19 protein-coding genes are annotated in these 18,240 nt (G+C 70.2%); 6 read left to right on the top strand and 13 right to left on the bottom strand.

All coding sequences use genetic code 11. From position 1 onward, the window contains the following. Window positions 1-56 precede the first annotated feature (56 nt). Window positions 57-1,307: an SGNH/GDSL hydrolase family protein gene (locus tag GNX95_RS09620; protein ID WP_163506758.1), complete on the bottom strand. Its 1,251-nt coding sequence runs from the start codon at window positions 1,305-1,307 to the stop codon at window positions 57-59. 245 nt (window positions 1,308-1,552) lie between these two features. On the opposite strand from GNX95_RS09620, the gene GNX95_RS09625 reads away from it, so the two are divergent. The 3 genes from GNX95_RS09625 to GNX95_RS09635 all read left to right on the top strand — a co-directional run bounded on the left by GNX95_RS09625 (window position 1,553) and on the right by GNX95_RS09635 (window position 3,572). Further along, complete coding sequence (locus GNX95_RS09625; protein ID WP_222853481.1) at window positions 1,553-2,335, top strand: alpha/beta hydrolase; 783 nt, start codon at window positions 1,553-1,555, stop codon at window positions 2,333-2,335. Further along, on the top strand, window positions 2,332-3,144 hold the full coding sequence (locus GNX95_RS09630; protein ID WP_163506759.1) for a DUF308 domain-containing protein: 813 nt from the start codon (window positions 2,332-2,334) through the stop codon (window positions 3,142-3,144). Before GNX95_RS09625 ends, GNX95_RS09630 begins: the two co-directional genes overlap by 4 nt. A 110-nt stretch (window positions 3,145-3,254) precedes the next feature. Continuing rightward, the gene (locus GNX95_RS09635) at window positions 3,255-3,572 is read left to right on the top strand and encodes a hypothetical protein (RefSeq protein ID WP_163506760.1); all 318 of its coding nucleotides are present in this window, start codon (window positions 3,255-3,257) and stop codon (window positions 3,570-3,572) included. Window positions 3,573-3,786: 214 nt separating this feature from the next. On the opposite strand, the gene GNX95_RS09640 is transcribed toward GNX95_RS09635, so the two are convergent. The 4 genes from GNX95_RS09640 to GNX95_RS09655 are packed head-to-tail and all read right to left on the bottom strand — an operon-like array spanning window position 3,787 to window position 6,169. Next, window positions 3,787-4,443, bottom strand: coding sequence for an endonuclease/exonuclease/phosphatase family protein (locus tag GNX95_RS09640; RefSeq protein ID WP_163506761.1), 657 nt, complete (start codon window positions 4,441-4,443; stop codon window positions 3,787-3,789). A 47-nt stretch (window positions 4,444-4,490) separates the two neighbouring features. Then, the gene (locus GNX95_RS09645) at window positions 4,491-4,919 is read right to left on the bottom strand and encodes an SRPBCC family protein (protein WP_163506762.1); all 429 of its coding nucleotides are present in this window, start codon (window positions 4,917-4,919) and stop codon (window positions 4,491-4,493) included. Window positions 4,920-4,940: 21 nt separating this feature from the next. Continuing rightward, complete coding sequence (locus tag GNX95_RS09650; protein ID WP_163506763.1) at window positions 4,941-5,723, bottom strand: metallophosphoesterase family protein; 783 nt, start codon at window positions 5,721-5,723, stop codon at window positions 4,941-4,943. A gap of 44 nt (window positions 5,724-5,767) precedes the next feature. After that, window positions 5,768-6,169 carry a polyketide cyclase / dehydrase and lipid transport gene (locus GNX95_RS09655; RefSeq protein WP_163506764.1) on the bottom strand — a complete coding sequence of 134 codons (402 nt, stop codon included), beginning with the start codon at window positions 6,167-6,169 and terminating at the stop codon, window positions 5,768-5,770. A 198-nt stretch (window positions 6,170-6,367) separates the two neighbouring features. Here GNX95_RS09655 and GNX95_RS09660 point away from each other — a divergent pair, with 198 nt between their 5' ends. From GNX95_RS09660 to GNX95_RS09670, 3 genes are all read left to right on the top strand, one after another. Continuing rightward, entirely contained in the window at window positions 6,368-8,158 is a 1,791-nt protein-coding gene (locus tag GNX95_RS09660) for an AMP-dependent synthetase/ligase (protein WP_163506765.1), read from the top strand. A 111-nt stretch (window positions 8,159-8,269) separates the two neighbouring features. Continuing rightward, complete coding sequence (locus tag GNX95_RS09665) at window positions 8,270-9,463, top strand: sensor histidine kinase (protein ID WP_222853482.1); 1,194 nt, start codon at window positions 8,270-8,272, stop codon at window positions 9,461-9,463. Beyond that, complete coding sequence (locus GNX95_RS09670) at window positions 9,450-10,112, top strand: response regulator transcription factor (protein WP_163506766.1); 663 nt, start codon at window positions 9,450-9,452, stop codon at window positions 10,110-10,112. Before GNX95_RS09665 ends, GNX95_RS09670 begins: the two co-directional genes overlap by 14 nt. On the opposite strand, the gene GNX95_RS09675 is transcribed toward GNX95_RS09670, so the two are convergent. The 8 genes from GNX95_RS09675 to GNX95_RS09710 form a co-directional block, all read right to left on the bottom strand. Further along, a complete protein-coding gene (locus GNX95_RS09675; protein ID WP_163506767.1) occupies window positions 10,109-11,194 on the bottom strand; it encodes a glycosyltransferase family 4 protein in 1,086 nt (361 codons plus the stop codon). The two genes, GNX95_RS09670 and GNX95_RS09675, sit on opposite strands and share 4 nt — an antisense overlap. Next, a complete protein-coding gene (locus GNX95_RS09680; RefSeq protein ID WP_163506768.1) occupies window positions 11,191-12,486 on the bottom strand; it encodes a M48 family metallopeptidase in 1,296 nt (431 codons plus the stop codon). The genes GNX95_RS09675 and GNX95_RS09680 overlap by 4 nt, the downstream gene beginning before the upstream one ends. A gap of 73 nt (window positions 12,487-12,559) precedes the next feature. Beyond that, complete coding sequence (locus GNX95_RS09685) at window positions 12,560-13,786, bottom strand: hypothetical protein (protein WP_163506769.1); 1,227 nt, start codon at window positions 13,784-13,786, stop codon at window positions 12,560-12,562. A 14-nt stretch (window positions 13,787-13,800) separates the two neighbouring features. After that, window positions 13,801-14,784: a C40 family peptidase gene (locus tag GNX95_RS09690; protein WP_163506770.1), complete on the bottom strand. Its 984-nt coding sequence runs from the start codon at window positions 14,782-14,784 to the stop codon at window positions 13,801-13,803. An 88-nt stretch (window positions 14,785-14,872) separates the two neighbouring features. Further along, complete coding sequence (locus GNX95_RS09695; protein WP_163506771.1) at window positions 14,873-15,868, bottom strand: coiled-coil domain-containing protein; 996 nt, start codon at window positions 15,866-15,868, stop codon at window positions 14,873-14,875. A gap of 252 nt (window positions 15,869-16,120) precedes the next feature. Then, on the bottom strand, window positions 16,121-16,432 hold the full coding sequence (locus tag GNX95_RS09700) for a hypothetical protein (RefSeq protein ID WP_187369614.1): 312 nt from the start codon (window positions 16,430-16,432) through the stop codon (window positions 16,121-16,123). A 182-nt stretch (window positions 16,433-16,614) separates the two neighbouring features. Beyond that, window positions 16,615-17,919 carry an NYN domain-containing protein gene (locus tag GNX95_RS09705; protein WP_163506772.1) on the bottom strand — a complete coding sequence of 435 codons (1,305 nt, stop codon included), beginning with the start codon at window positions 17,917-17,919 and terminating at the stop codon, window positions 16,615-16,617. Beyond that, window positions 17,916-18,170 carry a hypothetical protein gene (locus tag GNX95_RS09710; protein ID WP_163506773.1) on the bottom strand — a complete coding sequence of 85 codons (255 nt, stop codon included), beginning with the start codon at window positions 18,168-18,170 and terminating at the stop codon, window positions 17,916-17,918. The genes GNX95_RS09705 and GNX95_RS09710 overlap by 4 nt, the downstream gene beginning before the upstream one ends. Between the last annotated feature and the right edge of the window lie 70 nt (window positions 18,171-18,240).

The raw sequence follows: 18,240 nt of genomic DNA on the forward strand, positions 1-18,240 counted from the left end.
ACCGAATGCCGCCAGCCTCCTCACGCGCAGGTCACGCGCGTGAGGAGGCCGGCCGGTCAGAACAGCCGAGCAGCCGCCTTACCCATCACCGCGTAGCCGGCGTCGCTGGGGTGCAGGTGGTCGCCGCTGTCGTACGCCGGCAGGATCCGGTCGGGGTCGGCCGGGTCACGGGTCAGCGCGTCGAAGTCGACGATCTTGGCGAAACCGCCGGCTTTTCCGGCCGTCGACCGCAGCCACGCGTTGACCGCGTCGCGCTTGCCCTCGTTGACCGGCGTGTCGTAGCCGGAGCCGCCGACCGCCGTCAGCGTGCCGGCGTACACGGTCACTCCGCGCACCTTGGCACGCGCGATGAGCTGCTGGTACGCGCCGATGATCTGCTGGACCGTCACGTCCTCGCCGGTGCGGCCGAGGCTGCCCGGCAGGCCGATGTCGTTGATGCCTTCCAGCACCACCACGTAGCGGACCGACGGCTTGGACAGTACGTCACGGTCGAACCGGCTCACCGCCGACGGACCGATCAGGTCGTGCAGCAGCCGGTTGCCGGCGATCGCCTCGTCGGCGACCGCATAACGCGCCGGCAGCGCGCCGTCCAGGTAGTCGGGCCACCGGTGGTTGGCGTCGGTCGTCGACCCGGTGCCGTCGGTGATCGAGTCGCCGAACGCGACGATCCCGGTGGACAGCGGCGCGACCACCTGCACGTCGGTGAGGAAGTACCAGCTGGTGATGGTCTTGCCGACCGGCAGCGCCGCCGCACCGGCGTGGTCACCGGCGGTCGAGACGTACGAGGTCGTACGCGCGTCGGCGTGCCGGGTCGCGCCGACCGTCTTCACCGGCAGGTAGAGGTCGACAGCCAGGTCGCGCCCGGACACCAACCGGTAGGGCACCGGGTCGGACAGCAGCTCGCGGCCGGCCGGGATCGCCACGCCGGCGTGGCCGGAGAAGGTCACCGGCCGAGCCGAGGCCGGGTCGACCGACGACGCGGTCGTACGCGTCGCCACCGTCGCGTGACCGACGACCAGCGGCTGGTCGCCGAACAGGTTGGACAGCCGGATCCGGACCGCCGGACCACCTGCGTTCGGATGTACGACCTGCCGCACGGTCTGACCCTGGAAGGTCTCCGGCGGCGGAAAGAACGGCGTTCCGGTGTCACCTTGCTGCGGACTTCCGGTCCACGCCGCGACCCACGGCGATGGTGAAGGCAATGGCGACGGCGCGGCGGCCACCGCCTGGCCACCCCATGACAACGTTGACAAACCGGCCACCACGGCGACGAGAGCCACCGCCAGCCGGGACGTACGTCTGAGCATCGAAAGGTCTCCTGGTCGACGATCCGGGACAACGTGAACGTGCCTGTGCCTGGTCAATATCCTCGCCGCCGCCGGCGGTATTCCCCGACTGCCGGAAGTACGCCGAATGCTCCCCGATTATCCTGTCGTACAGGCAATTTCAATCCGGACGGAGGAGCCGTAACCGTTCGCCGAACGGCTCGGCGGCGTGTCACGATGGTTACCGGCATTCGTCCGGCACGCGCGCCGAGAAAGGGGTGGTTCTGGTGGCGGTGTTGCCCGGAGCCGAGCCTTTCGCGCTGGAGCCGGAAGCACCTGACAAGGCGATCGCCGCGGTGGTGCTCTGCCACGGTTTCACCGGCAGTCCGCAGAGCATGCGCGCCTGGGGTGAGCACCTGCGCGCGGCTGGCTTCCCGGTGCGCTGTCCGCGGCTGCCGGGTCACGGCACGCGCTGGCAGGACCTCAACGCCACCCGCTGGGAGGATTGGTACGGCGAGCTGGAGCGCGCTTTCGACGCGATGCTCGACCGGCATCGCGTGGTGTTCGTGATGGGGCTGTCGATGGGTGGCACGCTCACCATTCGGCTGGCCGAGCAACGACCCGACGAGGTGGCCGGCATCGTGCTGGTCAACCCCTCACTGACCACGCTGCGCAAGGACGCGCGGTTCCTGCCAGTGCTGTCCAAGGTGCTGCCGTCGGTGGCCGCCATCGGCGGTGACATCAAGAAGACCGGCGTGCAGGAGCTCGCGTACGACCGCACGCCGCTGCGCGCGGCCAACTCGCTGTCGCACCTGTGGCGGCTCACTCGCGGCGAGCTGGCCAAGGTCGTCGCGCCGGTGCTGCTCTATCGCAGCAAGGTCGACCACATCGTGGAGAGTGTCAACTCGCGGTTGCTGGTCGAAGGCGTGTCGTCGGAGAACGTCGCCGAGGTCGTGCTGGAGAACAGCTATCACGTCGCCACGCTGGACAACGACGCCGAGACGATCTTCGCCGGCAGCGCGGAGTTCGCCAGACGGCTGGGGACCGAGCTGGCCGAGGCCTCCTCGTGACCGCGGCCGACGCCGGCCGCGGCGGCAACGGGTCACGGGGCCGCCGCGACAACGGCCTGTCCGCGGCCAAGTTCACCCCGGCCGCCGACGTGGACCCGCGGGTCGGCGAGCACCTGCTCGACGTGCTCGGACTGGCCGGCATCGCCGCCTACCTGATCCCCAGCTCCGACCTGCATCCGATCACGCGTACGACCACGCTGCCGTCCCGGCCGACCGACCGGCTGTGGGTCGACGAGCGGCACCTGGAGGAGGCCAAGGCGCTGATCGGCCGGCTCGACGTGGACAACGTGCCGGACGAGCGGCCGCGGCGAGAGCTGGACCCGAAGCTGGACGTCGAGGCCGCGTGGGCTCAGATCGTCGCCGGCTGGGACGACACCGCCGAACAGTCCGGGTCGGCGCGTACGACCGAGCTGACCGTGGACACCGAGCCGACGGCCACCGAGGCGGCCACCGAACCCGCGCCGGTGTTGGAAAAGCCGCCGCCGGAGCCGCCGCGGCCGAAGCCGGCGCCGATCGTCGGGTTGGACGTCCCGTTCGACCCCAATGAGCGCGTCGTCGACCCAGAGGACGAGGGCTACGTCCCACCGGCGCCGCCACCGCTGCCGCGGCTCAGCAAGTACACCGCGCTCGCGCTGCTGCTGGTCGCGCTCGGCCTGCTGCTGGTGTTCTTCCCCAACCTGCTGCCGATCAACGAGTACGTGGTGCGCTTCTTCGGCCTGGCCGGCGTGGTGTCCGGCTTCGCGATCGGGATCTACCGGATGCGCGACCGCGACGACGACGATCCGTACGACGACGGAGCGCAGGTCTGACGGCACGTCGGCAGTGGCCAAATCGAGACAGACCGTTTGCTCAACCGTTACCTGCTCGCATGGCGCGCGTCGTTTGCCGAGAGCATCCTGGTCGGCGGAGGTGACCAGCCATGCGTACGACCGGGCTCGGCCCCGCGTACGACCAGGCAGCAGCGATGGCAACCATCGATCTGACGAACCCGGCGACGGCCCGCGAGAACGCGGTCTTCCAGCTGTGGTGCGCGCTCACGGGGACCGACTCCACCGAATTCGACACCGACGACCGCGCGGCTTTCTTCGCCCGGCCCCAGATGGCCGCGCTCTGCGCGACTCCCGACTCCGTCCTCAACGACGCCGCCTCAGTGGCGCGCAAGGGCCGGTCGCTGCCGCTCGAGCGCTGGCTGGCGGCCGTCCAGGTGGTCCGTCCGGCAGCCAAGGCCACGCACTGACGGTGTGACCGGCACCCTATGAGTGCCGTCACGGTGCGTTTCTGTACCGATCCAGGTAACCTGATGGTCGTACGGAACCACACCGACTCACTGTTGGGAGGAAAGCCAGCATGATGCCACCGATCACGTTCAGCTCCAACTACCCGTCCCGCCGGCGCACTCCTCGCAAAGGCACCGAAAGCCTGATGCGCCGCGTCCGCCGACTGGTCGCGCGCTAGGCCGGCAGCTCGACCTCCGCGACCAGCGGAAAATGGTCGCTCGCGCGCCTCGCGTCAACTGAATCGATCACTCGAACGTCGCGCACCGTGATCAGCGGATCGACCCACAGATAGTCGAGCCGTTGGTGCGGCCACACCGTCGAGTACGTCGGTGGGTCGGACCGACTCGCCGACGCATCGCGCCAGCGCACACCGAAGATCTTGGTCACCGGTCCGCCAGGCGTCTCGTTCAGATCTCCGCCGAGCAGCACCGGCAGGTCGTCCGGCACCTCGTCCGCGAGCAGATGTGCCTGTTCCTCGCGCTCCTCGTCCCAGAGGCTCAGGTGCGTGCCGACCGCGTAAAACTCGCGTCCCAGCACCGACAGCCGCGCGATCGCGGCGCCGCGCTGATGCTTGCCTTTCTGCAACGGCATCAAATAATCGCGCGACTCGTGCACCCGCGCGGCCACCGACGACAGGATCACGTTGCCGCCGGAATATCCGCCACCGCACACGTAGACCAGGCCTGACCGGCGCGCCAGGTCGGCGGCGCGCGCACGCCAGCGGAACATCAGCGGCGACTCCTGGACGAACACCACGTGCGGCCGCGCCTCGCGGATGACCCGTGTCAGCGCCGCGTAGTCGTCGCGCATCCCCCGCACGTTGTCCGACATCACTCTGACGACAGGGCCTGTTGCACCTAGCTCGAGTTGCTGGGCAGTCACCCCTCGACCCGCTTCTTGAGCTCCTTCAGCGCGGTGTCCATGATGACCTTTTCGGCCTTGCGCTTGAACATTCCGAGCATCGGGATGGTCAGGTCGACGGCCAGGCTGTAGGTCACCTCGGTGCCGCCGTCGGTGGCGGTGAAGACGTACGAGCCGACCTGGCTTTTCTGCGTCTCGCCGCGCACCAGGTGCCAGTCGACGCGCTCGTCTCCGTACGCGTACTCCAGCACATACGTGTCCTTGAAGACGCCGGCGTCCAGCTCGAACTCGACCTGTTTCGCGCGGCCGTCGTCATAGCGGGACAGCACCTCGACGCGTTTGGTGGCCTTGACCCACTGTGGATACGCCTCGAAGTCGCTCACCACCGCGGCGACCTCCGCCGGCTTGGCACGAATGACCAGCGACTGGGTTGAGGACTCTGCCATGTCCGATGAGGTTACTGTTGCTCACCAAGTCAGCGCGTATGGGACCTCTGTTTGGCGGAAGTGGCCGACGTTCACGCATTCCGTACGGCCGATGCGCATGCGCTGTTGCAACGGCTGGTGCACGTGGCCGAACAACGCGACCCGCGGCTGGTGTTCGCGGATCGCCGCGAGCAACGCCTCGCTGCCTTTCTCGAACCGGCGCGCCACCGTGTCGTAGCAGAGCTCCGGCACCGCCGGCGGAATGTGGCTGCACAGCACGTCGACCGGGCCGAGGCCCTCGACCTTCTCGGTGAAGCTGCCTTCCGGCAGCAGATACGGATAGCTGCTGCTGGACAGGCCAATGCCGCCGCCGACGAAACCGACGCGTACGCCGTCGATGTCCGTGGCCGTGCCGTCCAGCACGGTGATGCCGGCGGTGACGTACTCCGACCAGAACTCCGGCGCGTCGACGTTGCCGTACGTGCACCAAGCCGGCTTCGGCATCATGCCGAAGACTTCCTGGTAGTTGGCGCGGATCGCCTCGGCCAGCAGCTGGCTCGGGTCGGCCTGCCGCTCGTCGGCGACCCGGGTGAGCAGCTCGCGGCTGTAGGCGCGCGCCTCCTTGAACCGGCCGGCGGTCCGCAGCTCGATCCACTTCGCGGTGTTCTCCGCGCCGTACATCCGGCCCATGATGCCGCCGGCCGGATTGCGGTAGTCGACCGCGTCGAGCAGATCACCCAGCACGAACACGGCGTCCGCGCCTTCGCCGGCTTTCGCCAGCGCGGCGGCGTTTCCGTGCACATCGGAGACCACGTGCACGCGCATGATCGCCAGCCTACGACGCGACCGCGGCGGTTGGTGAGACCGGGTTATGCCACCGCCGGCTCGCCCGGCCCGCGGCCGGCTTCGACGCTGTCCTTCAGCCGCCACAGCACCCGTTTCGCGTACTTCGCCCGCCGATGCAACTCGCGTACGGCCGCGCGCGGCGACACCTGCACGGGCTCGGTCGGCGCCCCCCGCCTGGTCGGGTCACAGCGCAGGTAGGTGTGCACCAGCACGCCGTCGCGGTAGGCCTGCAGCCAGATCTCGGTCGAGCCGACCAACGCACCTTGCGCCGTCCAGCGCAGGCCTTCGCGGCCGCGGTCGGCCTGCACGGTCAGCCGCAGGTCCGGCCACAGCTCCGCCTGGAACTCCGGCCGCCGGATCCGCGCCTCCACCAGCGCCGGCGCGGCCGCGATGAACGTCTCCTCCACCAGATCCACCTGCGGCATGCCGCCGAGCGTACTGCGTCGCTCTGACCAGCCAACTCGAGCACAATCGGATTCCGATTGCGGCGGCCGGTCCGGTGTGTCCGGTCAGCCGGTGTGATTTGCCGGCTTCCGGATCGGTCAGGCGGTAACGTCGGCGTTACCGGACGGTAGCCTGCTTCGAAGCCGTCCGTCGCACCGCACCGTCCTGGAGGTCCGCCCGTGTCCGAAGTGACCGTCCCCGCCGCGGCCGAGGTGCCGGCCGACGGCAACCTCAGCGACTTCGTCTGGCACAACGCGGAGAAGTACCCGACCGACGTGTTGCTGTCGCGGCAGCTCGACGGCCGCTGGCACGACGTGACCGCCGTCCAGTTCCAGGAGGAGGTGGCCGCGGTCGCCAAAGGCCTGATCGCGGCCGGCGTACGGCCCGGCGACCGGGTCGGCCTGATGAGCCACACGCGCTACGAGTGGACGCTGATCGACTTCGCCATCTGGGCCGCCGGCGCGGTCACTGTGCCGGTCTACGAGACTTCCTCCGCCGAGCAGGTCGAGTGGGTCCTGGGCAACTCCGAGGCGGTCGCGGTCGTCGTCGAGGACGCCGGCCTGCAGAAGACCGTCGAGTCCGTACGCGGCAACCTGCCGGCGCTCAAGCACCTGTGGCAGATCGAGGACGGCGCCGTCGACACGATCGGCGAGCTCGGCGCGGCTGTCACCGACGGGGACCTGGACACACGCCGGCGGACGGCCGGTGCCGACGACCTCGCGACGATCGTCTACACCTCCGGGACGACCGGCCGGCCCAAAGGCTGCCAGCTGACCCACCGCAACCTCTACTCCAACACGCTGGCCAACGCGGCGGTGCTCAGCCACGTCTTCTCCCCCGGCCAGTCGACGCTGCTGTTCCTGCCGCTGGCACACGTCTTCGGCCGGATCATCCAGTGCGGCTCGATCTACAGTCGCGTACGCCTCGGCCACCTGTCCAACGTCTCCGACCTGCCGGCCGCCTTCGCCGAGTTCTCCCCCGACTTCGTGCTGGCCGTGCCGCGCGTGTTCGAGAAGATCTACACGGCGGCGCAGCACCGCGCGCATTCCGAAGGCAAAGGCGCCATCTTCGACCGCGCCGAGCGCGCGGCGATCGCGTACAGCGAAGGCCAGGACACCGGCAGGATCCCGGTCACGCTCAAGGCCGAACACGCGCTATTCGACCGGCTCGTCTACACCAAGCTGCGGGCCGCGCTCGGTGGCAGCTGCCGCGCCGTACTGTCCGGCAGCGCCCCGCTCGGCAACCGGCTCGGCCATTTCTTCCGCGGCATCGGCGTGCCGGTCTACGAGGGCTACGGCCTCACCGAGACCTCGCCGGTCGCCACCGTCAACACGCTCGGCCAGACCAGGATCGGCACGGTCGGCCGGCCGATCCCGGGCACCACGATCCGGATCGGCGACGACGGCGAGATCCTCATCAAGGGTGAGCAGGTCTTCCACGGCTACTGGAAAAACCCGGAGGCGACCGCTGAGGCGATCGACGCTGACGGCTGGTTCCACAGCGGCGACCTCGGTGAGCTGGACGCCGACGGCTTCCTGTCGATCACCGGCCGCAAGAAGGAGCTGATCGTCACCGCTGGCGGCAAGAACGTCGCTCCGGCCGTGCTGGAGGACCGGGTTCGCGCGCACGCGCTGGTCAGCCAGTGCATGGTCGTCGGCGACCAGAAGCCGTACGTGGCCGCGCTGGTCACCATCGACCCGGATGCTTTCGGTCCGTGGAAGGAGAAGGCCGGCAAGCCGGCGGACGCCACGGTGGCCGACCTCGCCGAGGACCCCGACCTGGTCGCGGAGATCCAGCACGCCATCGACGACGCCAACAAAGCGGTGTCGCGCGCCGAGTCGATCCGCCGGTTCCGGATCCTGGCCGCCGACTTCACCGAGGAGTCCGGCGAGCTCACCCCGACCCTCAAGCTCCGCCGCGCGGTCGTCGGCAGCGCACGCTCCGAGGACATCTCCGCCCTCTACACCTGACCGGTGTTTTGCCGCAACCCGCGGACAAGTCGGACCTTCGGGTCACGGCGCCGCCGGCGGCGCTAAGCTGGCGGCCCAAGGAAACGCAAAGTATCGAGGGACGAGGCGAGCGTGCCGGGACAGCAGCGGGAGGCGTCGGCGGACTACGCCCAGGCGACCCGGTTGCTGACCCAGCTGCGTACGGTCGCGCGCCAGCTGCCGGGCACGCTCGATCCCGGCAGCATCGCCGAGCGGCTGCTCGACGAGATCCGCGCGGTCGCGCCGGCCGACCGCTCCGCCGTCCTCATCGGCAGCGGCGGCGGCCGGCTGGTCGTGCTCGCGCAGGCCGGCATCGCCAACAGCGGCGAGGACCGCGCCGACTGGGAGACCTCGCTGGCCACCGACGCGCCGATCGCCGAGGCCTGGCTGTCGCAGCAGCCACAGGTCGCTGCCACCTCGGTGACCCGTACGCCGGCCCGCGGCGCGGTCACCTCGATGGTGTTGCCGCTGGTCACCGGCGTACGCACGGTCGGCCTGATCGTCGCAGAGGCCGACCGGCCGCGCGCGTTCGACTCGCAGACCGTGTCGGCGGCCGCGAGCGTCGCCGCGTCGGCGGTGCTGCGGCTGGAGACCGCGCTGCTCTTCGACGACGTACGCAGCCTGGCGACCACCGAGGAGCGCCAGCGGCTGGCGCGCGAGATCCACGACGGCGTCGCGCAGGAGCTGGTGATGGTCGGCTATGGCATCGACAACGCGCTCGCGCTGCTGCCGGACCGGCCGGAGGACGCCAGCTCGATGCTGAGCTCGCTGCGCGACGAGGTCACCAGGGTGATCACCGAGCTGCGGCTGAGCCTGTTCGAGCTGCGCAGCGACGTGGATCCGCACGGCGGCCTCGCGGCGGCGATCGCCGAGTACGCGCGCACCATGGGGGCCGCCGGCGGCATGCGCGTACACCTGTCACTGGACGAAGGCGGCGCGCGGATGCCGGCCGCCATCGAGGGCGAGCTCCTGCGGATCGCGCAGGAGGCAATCACAAACGCACGCAAACACGCTCGGGCCCGCAACTTGTGGGTGAGCTGTGAGCTCGATCCGCCGTACGTGAAGCTTCAAGTAAGCGATGATGGTCGTGGCGTCGGCGCGGAGAGTCGCGAGGACAGCTTCGGGATGAGCATCATGGCCGAACGGGCCAGGCGGATCAGGGCTCGGCTGGACGTGGGGCCTCGCAAGCCGTCCGGGACGACCGTCTCGGTCGTTCTCGGGGCTCGACCGCGAGGCGGTAGCGTAGCGGCACCAAAGGAGGCGCAGGGTACACATGACGACCGATGAGAACACCGTGACCACCGTGCTGCTCGTCGATGACCATGAGCTGATCCGGCAGGGTCTGCGGCACGCGTTCGAGCGCGACCCGCAGTTCCGCGTGGTTGCCGAGGCCGGCTCGGTCGCGGAGGCGCTGTCGCAGGCCGACGAGACGAAGCCGGACGTGGTCATCATGGACCTGCGGCTGCCGGACGGCAGCGGCCTGGACGCGACCCGCAAGCTGCGCTCGGCGATGCCGTCGGTCGGCATCGTGGTGCTGACGATGTACGCCGGCGACGAGCAGCTGTTCGGGGCGCTGGAGGCCGGCGCGAGCGCGTTCGTACCGAAGAACGCGCCGTCCGACGAGGTGGTCGCGGCCGCGCGGCACGCCGCGTCGGCGCCGACCGCCTTCACCGCCTCCGACCTCGCCGAGGCGATGAAGCGCCGCCTCGCTCCGACCGGTCCGCAGCTGTCGCCGCGCGAGGGTCAGGTGCTGCAGCTGCTGGCCGACGGGATGAGCGTGGCCGGCATCGCCAAGCATCTGTACGTGAGCGAGTCGACCGCCAAGACGCACATCTCCAAGCTGTACGAGAAGCTCGGCGCCGGCAACCGTGCACAGGCCCTGATGACCGCCCTGCGTCTCGGCCTCCTGGAAGCCCCCAACTCCCCCCGCTTCTAACTCCTGCCGGCGAGGAGGTTGGTGAGGGTGGCGGCGGAGGTGTCCCAGCGCCAGGACTTCTCGACGTAGGCGCGGCCGGCGGCGCCCATGGCGTGTGCCAGGTCGGGGTCGGTGAGCAGCGCGATCAACCGGTCGGCGACCTCGCGCACGGACCGGCCGTCGACGACATAGCCGGTCTCGCCGTCGAGTACGGTCTCCGGCGCGCCACCGGAGCGGCCGGCGACCACCGGCAGGCCGCTCGCCGACGCCTCCAGATAGACGATGCCGAGGCCTTCGACGTTGAGGCCGCCGAGTCGCGTACGGCACGGCATCGCGAAGACGTCGCCGGCCGCGAGATACGCCGGCAGGTCGTCGACCTCGCCGGTGAACACCACCCCGGGACCGGCCATCCGGCGCAGCCGCTTTTCGTCCGCTCCGGAGGAAACCAGCAGCAGCAAGGCGTCCGGCACCTGCCGCCGGACCAACGACAGCGCGCGGATCAGCACGTCCTGGCCTTTCCGGCGGACCAGCCGCGACACACAGACGATGACCGGATGGTCGCCGAGACCGTGGATTTCCCGGATGTCGCTGCCATCCACGTCCGGATGGAAGGCGTCGGTGTCGACCCCGGGTGACAGGCGTACGAGGTCAGGCATGGCGGCCGCGAGCCGTCGATGCGTGTAGTCGCCGAGAAAAGTCACCGCGTCGCAATGCTCAGCGATCCGCCGCAACAACGGATACGCCATCGGCGACCAGGCGGCTTCGTGTCCGTGAGTCTGCGCCACGATCCGCGAGATTCCCGCCTTTCGCAGCTGCGCGGCCATCAACGCGAGCGGCAGCGCCGCGCCGAACCACACCGTGTCGCACCCGAAACTTTCCGCCTGAGCAATGACTTCTCGGGTCAGCCTCGGTGTCGGTACGGCCAGGTGGCGCAGCCGTACGACCGGAAACGGCTGCGCCATATCGAATTCGCGCGCGCCTTCGTGGTCCGGCGCCAGCACGACGAGCGATCCCGGTGGCTGACGGCAGGCGAGCGCGTGGACGAACGTCTGGATGCCGCCGGCGCGGGGCGGAAAGTCGTTCGTCACCAACAAAGTCGTCATGACGCCAGGCCGGCCGGCGGCGCCAGGTCGTGCCGCCTGGCCCAGTCGCGCGCGTGCGCGATCCGCTCAGGGATGCTCGGATGCGTACCGAAAAACAGCACGTCGAACCGGCTCGGATACAGGTCGGTGAGGTTGCGTACGGCCAGTTGTCGTTGCATGGCGGCGAAATTCGCCGGATCACCGGTACGCTCCAACGCGTGCTCGTCGGCACGCGCCTCCACCCGACGCGAGGTGGCCGTCTCGAACGGCATCAGGACGACACCGCCGAGCGCGGCGAGTGCCAGCATCAGCGGGATCGCCGCCGGGTCGCCGGCCGAGACGACGCCGGCGATGCCCAGCAGCCAGGGCAGTTGCAGCGCGAGGAAAAGCGCGCACGCGGCGATCGCCGCGCCGGCCGCGCCGAGCCAGACGGCACGGTGTACGTCGCGATGGTAGGCATGGCCGAGCTCGTGCGCGACGACCAGCTCTGCCTGCGTCTGCGCCTGCGGGTCGTCCAGCAACGTGTCGAAGAGAACGATCCGCCGGCTGGCACCGAAACCGGAGACGTACGCGTTGACGCCGCTGGTCCGGCGCGACGCGTCGGCCACCAGCACCGTCCTGACCGGCACGCTGTCCAGCGCGGCCAGCTCGAACAGCCGGTCGCGCAGGGGGCCTTCGGCCAACGGGGTGAACCGCATGAACAACGGCTCGAACACCAGCGGCTGCAGAAAAGCCATGCCCGTCAACAAAATCGCGGCACCGGCGGCGGCCGGCAGCCACCACCACTGCGGCAACACCCAGATCAGCGCGAACAGGACGAGCAGCGCCAGCTCGCCGAGGATGATGCTCAGCAACCAGCCTTTCGCGGCGTCCGACAGCCACAGCCCCCAGGTGCGCCGCGACAGGCCATAGCGCCGGCGGACGATCTCGCGGCGTACGCCGATCGGCAGTGTGACGAGGTCGAGCAGGAGCGCCAGCAGCGGCACGGCGACGACCAGCTGAGCCAGATAGCTGCCGCCAAACGGCGCCGCGACCGCCCGGATCAGCCAGGCGCCAAGCGGCGTGAAGCCGAGGACCAGCGGCACGATGAGCCCGATCACCCCACTCGCGTACGCCAGTGGCTTCATGGTCGTCACGTACCTGCGCGACACAGCGCGCTCCTCGTCGCTGAAGTCGATGAGCGGATCCGGCCTCGTACGTCCGCCCTCCGGCACCGGCGCGGCGTGCCACGGCACCGTACGCGCACTGTGGATCGCCGCGAAGGCGACCAGCGCGACCAGCACCACCGCCGCCAACCCCACCGACCAGGCCATCCCGACCTCCTCGACACCGCACGCATGGCCACCATGCGTGCATCCAACGCAAGCATGGTGGCCATGCGACCAATCAGCCGACCTGGGTCGTGACGTACGCGCGCCATGTCGCCACGAACTGCTCCGGTGTCATCCGCAGCACTTCCCGCAAACCCGTCGACACCGCCGAGTCGACATCACCACCAGCACCACCGACCACCGCGTAAAACCGCACCAGGCCCGCCTCCCCCGCGCGCGCAGCGATCAACCGACAGGCCAGCCACGACTCCTGGTACGCCACGGCGAGGCCCGGACCGGTGAAGTCCGACCGCACCGGCAACGCGTCCAGCCGCCGCGATCCGATCGACGCCGCCAGCTCGCGCGCCACCGTACGCACCGGCAACCCCGCGTCCCGATACGCGACATAGTCAGCGAACCCCTCGGTCAGCCACAGCGGCGTCGACGCGGTCGTGACGCTCCGCGTTGCCACATGCGTGATCTCGTGCGCCAGCAACACCTCCGGCCGGCTGAGCGTACGGAAGGTCGGTGAGTTGATCACGACCCGCGCGCCACTCGGCCCGCCGCTGGCCGACAGGTCGGCCGTCGTCACAGCCGCGATCCGCGTCAGGTCGGCGGTCGACTGCGTCAGCTTCGGGACGGCCGCCGCGGACGGTACGACGATCACCACCCGGCGCGTCCAACCGGACGGCACGACGGCGACCACTCGCCGGACCGCACGCTGCGCCGCAGCCAGGCACTCCGCCGCCAGCGACCGCTCGACCGGGTCATAGACGACCAGGACAGAATCCGAGGTCATCGTGTCGATGGCCGCGAGATCCCACAGGCCACGCGTGCCGCCGTCCAGGTCGCTGTCGGACGCCAGCAACCACCGGCCATCGCGCTGGACGAAGGTCAGATACTGCGTCTCGACGCTCGGCGTCTGGTCGAATCCGGCCAACTGCACGGTGAAGTCGACCGATCCGAGATAGGCCGGCACGCCATAGCGCGTCGGCGGGTCCAGCCGCACCCGCGTGTCCAGCGCGTAGGTCGCCACCTTCAACGGCAGCTTGCGCAGGTTGTCGTAAAGCCGCGACTGCGCGGCCACGAACGGCTGGTCGACCCCGGCCAGAAACGCAGTCCTGTCGTGTCGCGCCAAGGCGATGCCGCGAGCCGTCAGCAGCGCCTGCACATCGTCGTACGGCGGCGACGACGACTGCGACACACGCGGCGCGCTGGGCCGTACGGCCGTGGCCTGCGCGGCCAGAAACCCGATCCCGACCGCCAGCTCGAGCGCGACGAGCACCGCGGCGGCCGGGACCATCCAGCGTGGCTCTCTCAGGACGGCCGCACCACCCCGATGACCCCCTGTCCGGCCGTCGACATCGGCGCGCGTCGCACCACGTCCCCAGCCTGCGGCGCGTGTACGACGTAACCGCCGCCGGCGTAGATCGCGATGTGGTGCGGGTAGTAGACGAGGTCGCCTGGCCGCACCTGTGAGAGCGGCACCCTGCGAAACGCCGCGTATTGTCCGCTCGCCGAGTGCGGCATCGTCACGCCGGCCGCGCGCCACGCGGCCATCGTCAGCCCGGAGCAGTCGAACTCGTCCGGACCATCGGCACCCCACCGGTAGGGGCTTCCCATGTGCGCGTACGCGTAGGTCAACGCGACCCGCGCGGCACCGGTGGCCGAGCCGTCGTACACCTGTGGATAGACCGCAGGCTCACCGGAATCCGGAAAGTACTTGTCGCGCAGCTGCTGCCACCGCGCCAGGTCCGTCTGGATCGCGCGCTGCCGCATGGCGATCGCGTGCATCCCCCGATTCTGCGCCGTCACGGCCGCGACCAGCGCCGACCGCTGGCCGGCCAGCTGCCGGCGCAGCGCCAGAAGACCGTCCAGACCGGCGCGCCGCTGGTGGTTGAGCACCTGCAGGGTCGCCAGCTGGCTGAGCAGCGTCTCCGGCGAACCGCTGCTGAGCAGCACAGTCAGCATCCCCACGTCGCCGCCGCGGTACGCGCTCGCCGCGAACGTCGCGACGCGGTAGGTCTCGGCGGTCAGCCGCGGCTCCAGCGCGGCGATCGACGCGCCGATCCGCCGGCGCCGCGAGTTGACGCCGTCGAGCGCGTCGCGAGCCTGGTTGTACTGCTCGGTGGCGACCTGCATCCGAGCCTGCAACGTGCCGATCGCCAGCTCGACCTGGTGCAGGCTCGGCGGCGGATCAGCACGTACCGGTGACGCGGTCAGCACGGCCGCCGCGCCGACCAGGAACGCGACCACACCGCTGGTGAGGGACCTGCGACTGCCTCCGCACGAACCATCCATGAGCGCCGTTGCTCCTTCTGCACCGCCGAGGGGAAGGCGCATCAGAGTATGGCTGAGGTGACGAACTACGGCAAAGCCGACACAGGCGTCAGTTGACCGAGATGTGGACGTGGTTGCGGTGGTCGCCGCTCGGTGTGCCGTCGCCGCTGTATGACCGCCAGCCGGTGCTCGGCATCCAGATCCGCTTGAACCAGATCACGTAGAGCACGTCCAGCGTGCTGGCGTTCTGGATGGCCCAGCCGGCCAGCTGGTTGCCGTAGGTCTTGTCGGCGCCGGTCGCCTCGCCGCCGAAACCGTCCTTCGCGGCGGCGAAGTCGCAGGCACGGCCCTTGGGGTGCTCGCCGAAGGAAGCCTGCCGGAAGCAGTGCGTGTAATGCGTGAAGCCGGCCGACCTGGCCTCCTGGTATGCGTGCAGCATGGTCGGCGTCAGGCAACCGCTGGGGTTGGTCGGGTCGGTCTGCGTACAACCGTCGCCGCGCGGACCGGACCGTGCCGCGCGTGGCAGACCGGAGACCGAGAACCCGTCCGGCACGCCACCACCGGCAGCGACCAGCGCGTCCAGCGCGTCCTTCTTACGCTTGGCCATGATCGCCAGCTGTGCCTTGCCGGTGGCGATCGCCTGGTTGAGCGCGGCCTGCTGGCGGCTCAACGCGGCCTTGGTGGTCAGGTAGTTACGGATCGCGCTGTCGTTCTGGTAGCCGAGCCGGTCCAGGATCGAGGCCTGCGAGAGGTACGCCTCCGGCGACCCGCTGTTCATCACCGCGGTCAGCGTGCCAGTGCGGCCGTTGACGTACAGGTTGGCGGCGATCGCGTCCAACTGCGTGGTGAGCACGTCCAGCTGGCCCTGCAGGGTCTTGATCTGCTTCTGGTTGGCGGCCTGCTGCGCCTGTGAGGCCTTCAGCGTCTTCTCGGCTGTGTTGTATGCCTTGCCGGCGGCTTCCAGCTTGGCCAGCAGCGTGGCGTTGCCGCCTTCGCCGGAGTCGTCGCCTGGCTCGGCCGCCACGGTCAGCGGCGACAGCAGGCTGGCGGCCACCGCGAGGACCGCGCACAGGACGATCAGCGGCCGCGTCAGAAGCCGACGCACGTTCGGTGTCACTGTCAGCAGAGGTCCAGGCACCGTCGCGTACTCACTCCTCGATGTGTCGCCGGATCCCCCGAATGGACACTTCTCGATGGGGATTTCGGTGTCGCGACCGCCAATGTTACGAAACCCGACGGGTTATCTCGGCGGCGGTCCGACCAGCCGGCTGACCACACCTGGAGTATTGCCGCTTTTTGACCTGTTTTGCCGTACGTTTACGCCGCTCTGACACGTCATGCGTGTCACAGATGCCGGTCAGCTGGCCTGGCGCACCGAGTCGATGCCGAACAGTGTCGCCGGCCGGCCGTGCTCCTGCCGCTGCTCCTGCCGCTGCTCCGCCTCCGCTGGCAGCTGCGCGACCAAACTCGCGTCCAGCAGCACGGCGATCGCGCGCCGCGTGGCCGCGTCGAAACCGCCGGGCGGCTGCTCGAGGATCGCCGCCGGATCCAGTCGCGGCTCATCGTGCCGGTGCGCCGCCGGTGCCGTCGAGTGTTCGAGCAGCAGGCTGACGACACACTCGCCGCAGCTGCGCCCCCGGCCCGCGCACGTGTCGCAGTCGATCAGCATGTCACCCTCCGCAGTCACCTCGTTCGCTGACAGACCTCACGCTAGGGGGTGGGTACGACAATTCCGGGCCGCCGCTGATCCGATACCCGCGTGACGCCTGCGTACTCCTGTGACTTGTGCGCTTTCCAAAGCGCACATATCGCCGGCCGCGCGACGCGCGCAGGGAGTCCCTGCGACAACGGCTAGGCGCGCTGCATCCGGCGTATGAGCAGCGCCGCGCTGACCGCGTATCCGCCGGCCTGGCGTACGCCGTCGGCGACCTCGCGGTCGGAGGACGCCGCGATCACCGGCCGGCCCGGCGGCTCGGCCCGAGCCAGCCGGCGGATCACCTCGTCGGCGGTCACGCCGGCCGGACTGAACAGCACGCGTACGCGCCGCGGCAACGGACCGGTCGGCGCGGCCACGCCGTTGCCGTCGAAGACGATCGTCGTCTCGGCGCCGGTCTGCGCCGCCAGCGTCCCCATCGAGGCGATCAGCCGGCCACGCTGCCGTTCCAGCGACAGCTGCGCGAACCCGGTCTTGGTCACGTTGTAGCCGTCGACGATCAGGTGCGCCGTCGGCAGCGCCAGCAGTTGGTCCAGCCAGGCTGGGTCGTCGCTGGCCAGGCCGCGGGCGGCCGGCTCGCCGACCGCGCCGCCGCTGACCAGCTGCTGCTCGTTGGCGACCGCGTCGGCCGGCAGGGTGGACGGCGCGCTGATCGCCAGCTCGCGCTGCAACCCGCGAGCGGCCTGGCTGATCGTCTCCAGCAGCAGCCACAGCCGTGCCTCGTCGACCGACCGCTCCTCGCGAGTCGCCTGCCGCGCCGACCGCAGCGCCTCCTCGACCTCGGTCAGCCGCGACCGCAGGCGCCGCAGCTCGGCGTCGGTCTCGCTGCGTAAAGCGGTGATCCGGCCGCGCTCGGTGGACGCGGCGGCGGTCGCCTTCTCCGCCTCGGCCTGCGCCGCGCGGGCCGTACGGCGCAGCTCGCGGACCTGTCCCTGCGCCTCCTCGGCCTCCCGGCGAGCCGCGCGGGCCTGCTCGCGGAGTCGCTCGACCTCGGCGCGATGCTGCGACCGCAGCGTCTCCAGCTGCTCGCGCAGCCGGCCGACCTCCTCGGCCTGACCGGCCCGCGCGGCCTGGTCGTGCTGGCCGCGTACGTCCGCGACGTACGCCGCCAGCCGCTCCTGCCACCCCTCGGTGCGCAGCAGGTAGGTCAGCGCGGCCACCTCGACCGGGTCGGCCGCGGCTGGTACGACGCCGTCGACCAGCGCGTTCCCCAGCTCACCGGCGGCCAGGCTGGCGCGCTCGGCGACCCGGTCGCGAAACTCCTCGTCGGTGGCCAGCAGGGTGACGATCTCGGCGGCCGCGTGCCGCGCACGGCGGCTCGGCGTGAAGCGGGCCACCGCGCGCAGCGGCCCGGGGATCTGGTCCAGCGGCAGACGGCCCAAGGCGTCCGACGCGTACGCCACCACCCGGCGGCGGACTTCGTCCGGAAGGACGACGGTCACCGTGCCTTGGTCTCTGCGCTGGTCTCCGCGTCCGGCCGCGGCACCACCTCGACCGTGTCGGCACCGCGACACCAGCGACACTCCACCCGCTCGACCGTCTCGGCGAGCACCTCACGCTCCTCGACGGCCGCGTCCCCGGCCAGGTCGACGTGCACGTACTCGCGGGTCCGCACGGTCCTGGTCACGTCGAAACGAGTCAGGTTCCCGCACTGGCCGCAGCGCCAGCGGGTCTCGGCGGTCGGCATCGGCATGACAGCGAGTGTCCCATCCGTACGCGGATTGTCGCGTGTCGGTCCACCGGTTTTGTCAGACCTCGCTTCT

It is taken from the genome of Fodinicola acaciae, from assembly GCF_010993745.1.
Lineage (GTDB): Bacteria > Actinomycetota > Actinomycetes > Mycobacteriales > HKI-0501 > Fodinicola > Fodinicola acaciae.

What these genes read in the sequence shown, in the direction of transcription:
- GNX95_RS09700 (WP_187369614.1), bottom strand. Translation starts at nt 16,432, where the DNA reads ATGCTGATCGACTGCGACACGTGCGCGGGCCGGGGGCGCAGCTGCGGC.
- GNX95_RS09655 (WP_163506764.1), bottom strand. Translation starts at nt 6,169, where the DNA reads ATGCCGCAGGTGGATCTGGTGGAGGAGACGTTCATCGCGGCCGCGCCG.
- GNX95_RS09640 (WP_163506761.1), bottom strand. Translation starts at nt 4,443, where the DNA reads ATGTCGGACAACGTGCGGGGGATGCGCGACGACTACGCGGCGCTGACA.
- GNX95_RS09690 (WP_163506770.1), bottom strand. Translation starts at nt 14,784, where the DNA reads ATGGATGGTTCGTGCGGAGGCAGTCGCAGGTCCCTCACCAGCGGTGTG.
- GNX95_RS09670 (WP_163506766.1), top strand. Translation starts at nt 9,450, where the DNA reads ATGACGACCGATGAGAACACCGTGACCACCGTGCTGCTCGTCGATGAC.
- GNX95_RS09710 (WP_163506773.1), bottom strand. Translation starts at nt 18,170, where the DNA reads ATGCCGATGCCGACCGCCGAGACCCGCTGGCGCTGCGGCCAGTGCGGG.
- GNX95_RS09680 (WP_163506768.1), bottom strand. Translation starts at nt 12,486, where the DNA reads ATGGCCTGGTCGGTGGGGTTGGCGGCGGTGGTGCTGGTCGCGCTGGTC.
- GNX95_RS09620 (WP_163506758.1), bottom strand. Translation starts at nt 1,307, where the DNA reads ATGCTCAGACGTACGTCCCGGCTGGCGGTGGCTCTCGTCGCCGTGGTG.
- GNX95_RS09685 (WP_163506769.1), bottom strand. Translation starts at nt 13,786, where the DNA reads ATGGTCCCGGCCGCCGCGGTGCTCGTCGCGCTCGAGCTGGCGGTCGGG.
- GNX95_RS09675 (WP_163506767.1), bottom strand. Translation starts at nt 11,194, where the DNA reads ATGACGACTTTGTTGGTGACGAACGACTTTCCGCCCCGCGCCGGCGGC.
- GNX95_RS09635 (WP_163506760.1), top strand. Translation starts at nt 3,255, where the DNA reads ATGCGTACGACCGGGCTCGGCCCCGCGTACGACCAGGCAGCAGCGATG.
- GNX95_RS09650 (WP_163506763.1), bottom strand. Translation starts at nt 5,723, where the DNA reads ATGCGCGTGCACGTGGTCTCCGATGTGCACGGAAACGCCGCCGCGCTG.
- GNX95_RS09645 (WP_163506762.1), bottom strand. Translation starts at nt 4,919, where the DNA reads ATGGCAGAGTCCTCAACCCAGTCGCTGGTCATTCGTGCCAAGCCGGCG.